Source organism: Paenibacillus sp. AR247, assembly GCF_002968895.1.
In the GTDB taxonomy this organism is placed as follows: domain Bacteria; phylum Bacillota; class Bacilli; order Paenibacillales; family Paenibacillaceae; genus Paenibacillus_AQ; species Paenibacillus_AQ favisporus.
Window position 1 is genome coordinate 174,987 of the sequence record NZ_PCZT01000006.1, and the last position, 3,264, is coordinate 178,250.

The window sequence follows — 3,264 nt, forward strand, 5'->3', positions numbered from 1 at the left end:
ATATTCAACCAGGTCATCCTCCCGGCGTCGTTTCCAACCATCATTTCCACGCTGAAGGTCAATGTGGGCATGGCATGGGTCGGCGTGATCGTCGGGGAGTTTCTTGTCGCAAAAATAGGTCTCGGTTATTTGATCATTTACGGGTTCCAGGTGTTCAACTTTACGCTGGTACTTGCCAGCCTGATGATCATCGCGGTTGTCGCTACGGCTATGTACCAGCTGGTCGTTTATATTGAAAGAAAGCTGCTTGCGCATCGGCAATAGGGAGCAGCCTTGAAGGGCCGGAAACTGCGGGGACGGGAAAGAGAAGATAGGTGCGGATATACTTGCTGTGGCATAGAGCCTTTGCCCTTTCCCGGACCGCAGCCTCACCGGCTTTTGATTAACATTGAATGTATTTCTGAAATTTTCATATCCATGTCACGTTGTGTGAAGCATCAAAATCAAGTACCATGAAATACGTCAACATGTATAGAGAGAGGCGGTTTCATGGGTTTTCGTATTATTAAAACGGCTATTGCGACACTGATGGCGATTCTGGTCTCGGATGCCTGCGGTGTGACGGGACCGCTGTCGGCGGGGATCCTGGCCGTGCTCGGGGTCGATGTGACGCGAAAAAGGAGCCTGAAGACGGTATCCGCACGTTTTTTCGCCTCGCTGCTGGGACTGTTTTTTGCCTGCGTTTTATTTGAACTGCTTGGTTTCCATTACTGGGTGCTCGCGATATACATTCTGATCGCCTTTCCGGCCATCACCCGGGCGAACTTCAAGGAAGGCATCGTTACCAGCTCGGTCGTCGTGTTCCGGGTGTTTGGCAGTGCGGAAGTCAGCACGGATGTCATCGTGACGCAAGTTGAGCTGCTCGTGATCGGGCTTGGCTCGGCCATGCTCGTCAACATGGTGTACATGCCCCCGGCTTCAGAGCAAATGACGTCGATCCGCAGGCGGGTGGATGAGCAGTTTTCAAAAATCTTCAGACAGATCGCACTAACCCTTCGCGACCCTTCCTACGTATGGGACGGGCATGAACTCATCGCCGCGGGAAAAGCGATTCAGAGCGGCAAGGAAGCCGCGAGCAGGGAGATGGAAAACCAGGTGCTGCACCCTGACGAGTCGTGGACCATCTATTTTTATATGAGAAAAGAGCAGCTGGAATCGATCCAAAATATGCTGCAGCTCATTTCCCACGTCTATCAGAAGCTGCCGCAGGCGGATGACGTAGCCGAGCTGTTCGAACAGCTCAGTCGGGACGTTACGGAGGAAAACTACACGGGACGCACGGAGAAGCTGCTGGTCGCCCTCGAGAAGGAGTTTAAAGAAATGGAGCTTCCGGCGACACGGGAGGAGTTTGAAGTCAGATCGGCCATTTTGCAGCTGATACGTGAGCTGGGACAATATTTGAAAATCGCGAAAAAAATAAGACGCCGGCACCGGGCAAGTTACGAAAACCCTCTGCCGGGTCCTGAAAACGCAAAGAAACCCCTGGGCAGCTGCCAAGGGGTTTTTATACAATGAAAGCCGCATAAAGTAGAGTGACGTAAAGTTTCAGACTAGATTAAAAGGGCCGTAAAATCCAGGCCAGCCAAGGTATTTCGGCGCTTGCGTCATAGCATTATTCCTATTCTAGCCGGGCGATCACAATAATATTTCATTCATTTATGCTCGTTTAATCAACAAATGCCTATGTCCTGCATACACTTAAGTGAATGATTGTATGGAGGAGGTTCAAAGATGTCATTAAGCGATAAACATCAATGTAGAGAGATCATCACGAAAGCGATCTGCGGCAAGGGTCGTAAGTTCTCTACCGTAACACATACCGTGACTCCGCCTCATAATCCTACCAGTATTTTGGGGGCATGGATTATAAACCATCAGTACGAAGCGGTTGCCGCAGGCGACGGAATTGAAGTTATTGGTACTTACGATTGCAACATCTGGTATTCCTACGACAAAAACTCCCAAACTGACGTTGCCAAAGAAACGGTATCTTATGTAGAATTCGTACCGCTGTCTTACCTGGATCCGAAACACCGGGCTTCAACCGTCGAAGTCTCTGCGGAGGCCACGCAGGAGCCGAGCTGCGTTGAAGCCAGTGTCTCTTCGGGAGGCGGCAATGTCATCATCCGCGTGGAGCGGGAATTCGCGGTCGAGCTCGTCGCCGAAACCAAGGTGCGTGTTTTGGTGTGCGGCCGCGGCCATGGCGACTATGACGACAAAGAGTTCGAGTTCGCCGGCGACGATGGGGACTATGAGGATCTCGATCCCGATTCCCTTGATGATGAGCTGTAATTCGTAGAGCAAGGAAAAGAGGTATGATGTACTATATGCCGGGAGAGCGGCGGCGAAGAGGGCGGATGCCCTCCTTTTTTTATTTTATTTTCTGCGGGTGAGGGGGGATGAGGGTGACAGTGGAGGAAAAAGAAGCCCGGTATGCCGGATGGCCCGACCGGGTCAAACATGCCCGTCTAGTCCGCTCCGGCATCAGCTCCCTCCTGCTGCCGGAAGAGGACGCGGCTGCCCGGGAATCCGCCCGATACCGGCGAAGATACGCCGTTAACGTCGCTAGCCTGCAAGCCGTTGACTTGAAGCGCGTCGAGGGAAGCGCAGACGGCTTGCGTGTTCCCGTCGGTTCGGCCCACGCGGGTGAGGCACCGCTCATCGGGCTGTATGCCCGCCTGGAGAAGGCGGCGGTGCGGGCCCTTTATACGCTTGGTCTGGACTCGGGCGAAGTCGTGCTGGCTTCCTCCGGAGAGCGGAAGTTCGGGGTTGAGCGTGTCACGCCTTCCTCCGGAATCAAAGATCCGCGCATCAAGGCGCGTTATGACCGGGCGGAGACGGAGCTTGCCCGCCGGCTGCGGCGGGAAGAGGAGGAAGGGATCCGCCTCGTGATGGGCATGGATCCGGAGTTTGTGCTTGTGGATGCGGGCAGCAACGAAATGGTTCCCGCATCCCGGTTTTTGGACCGGGAGGGGGAGGTCGGCTGCGACGCCGTTCACGGCGAGGGCTTTACGACCTTCCCCATCGCCGAGCTTCGCCCGGATCCAAGCGGGGACCCCACTGGTCTGCTCAAGCGCCTGATGTTCACGATGCAGGCCGCCGGCCGGATGATCGGGGACCGGTCGCTCATCTGGCAGGCGGGGGGCATGCCCAGACCCGGTTTGCCGCTCGGCGGGCATCTGCATTTCAGCGGCATTGTCCTTACCCCGGAGCTGCTGCGGGCGCTGGACAACTACTTGACACTGCCCGTCTCGCTGCTCGAAG

The 3,264-nt window shown here is 55.0% G+C and carries 4 protein-coding genes; all 4 read left to right on the forward strand.

Annotation, left to right across the window (positions count from 1 at the left end; all coding sequences use genetic code 11):
* Window positions 1–264, forward strand: a 264-nt coding sequence (locus tag CPT76_RS05730; protein ID WP_146116168.1) for an ABC transporter permease, incomplete at its 5' end; no start/stop codon positions are given.
* A gap of 225 nt (window positions 265–489) precedes the next feature.
* On the forward strand, window positions 490–1,515 hold the full coding sequence (locus tag CPT76_RS05735; RefSeq protein ID WP_105442216.1) for an aromatic acid exporter family protein: 1,026 nt from the start codon (window positions 490–492) through the stop codon (window positions 1,513–1,515).
* A 216-nt stretch (window positions 1,516–1,731) separates the two neighbouring features.
* A complete protein-coding gene (locus CPT76_RS05740) occupies window positions 1,732–2,292 on the forward strand; it encodes an outer spore coat protein CotE (RefSeq protein WP_105442217.1) in 561 nt (186 codons plus the stop codon).
* Between the two features lie 113 nt (window positions 2,293–2,405).
* Window positions 2,406–3,264: putative amidoligase domain-containing protein (locus tag CPT76_RS05745; protein ID WP_181152703.1), on the forward strand; the 859-nt coding region annotated here is incomplete at its 3' end.

Coding starts and splice junctions, on each gene's coding strand:
- CPT76_RS05735 (WP_105442216.1), top strand. CDS start 490: ATGGGTTTTCGTATTATTAAAACGGCTATTGCGACACTGATGGCGATT.
- CPT76_RS05740 (WP_105442217.1), top strand. CDS start 1,732: ATGTCATTAAGCGATAAACATCAATGTAGAGAGATCATCACGAAAGCG.